This is a genomic window from Fodinibius sp. GM21 (genome assembly GCF_058386955.1).
Map to the genome: position 1 here is coordinate 1 of NZ_JBYEIQ010000013.1, position 1,022 is coordinate 1,022.

Consider the following 1,022-nt stretch of genomic DNA (forward strand, 5'->3'; position numbering starts at 1 on the left):
ACGCCTAACCCGCCTTTAGATTACTCCTACCCAAAAATGACGTACATTGGCGGTATATCCGCCACTGGATCCCCGCCGGGGTGACCTAGCTAACCCGCTAGCTTTCGAGCTATCATGCGTATGAGTCCCCGGCAGGTTCCAGACCAGAAGGCACTAGTTAGAATATAAGCCCAACGAGCTCATAAAGGTAATAGTGGCTGGTCCTATCCAGTAAGCGGTAGTCATTCACTAATAAATATAGGAGAAAATCTCATGGAAGCCAGCTATTATATCGGTATTGACATCTCCAAAGGGCGATTAGATTGGCACTTGATCGACGCCAGGAACACAGAACTTGCAACCGGCCAAGCAGCAAACACCCCAAAGGGGATCAACAAGATGATAGCCCAATGGAAGCGAAGAAAAAATGGCCTGAATGAGTTTATCGTTTGTTTTGAGCATACCGGCCCCTACGGGCTTTTGCTAGCTACTATCTTAGAAGAAGCCACAATTTGTTATGTGATGGTTTCGGCCGCCCAGGTACAGCTTTCGTTGGCCATTCGCCGTGGGAAGTCGGATCCCATTGACGCCCGGCGCCTGGCTGAGTATCTGTGGCGTTTCCGGGACCGATTGTCTCCCAGTCGGCTGCCATCCAAGACGCTGCTGGAGCTGCGCAGTTGGCTAATATGGCGTGAGAAGCTGGTAAAAATGCGGACGGCCCTTGCCAATGGCATCAAAGCAAATACCCTAACGAGTCAAGTAGCAGATTTGAGCGAAATTAACAATCAGATGCAGGCGCAACATGATCAACTAACAATCCTGCTAAAACAAGTCGATCGCACCATTAATGGGCTCCTCCGCAGGTACAATACCACCGAAGGCCAATATGATCTACTGGTAAGCATTCCCGGCATTGGTCCAATCATCGCCGGTTGGCTGCTGGTCTATACGGAAGGATTTACCCGGTTTGGCAATGGGCGGCAACTGGCCTGTTTTGCCGGCAGTGCTCCATTTCCCAAGCAATCGGGTCAACACAAGAGCCC

The 1,022-nt window shown here is 50.7% G+C and carries 1 protein-coding gene; it reads left to right on the forward strand.

Annotated features, from left to right (window positions below; genetic code table 11):
* Window positions 1-252: 252 nt before the first annotated feature.
* Window positions 253-1,022, forward strand: a 770-nt coding sequence (locus ACT3IB_RS15485) for an IS110 family RNA-guided transposase (protein ID WP_491539921.1), incomplete at its 3' end; no start/stop codon positions are given.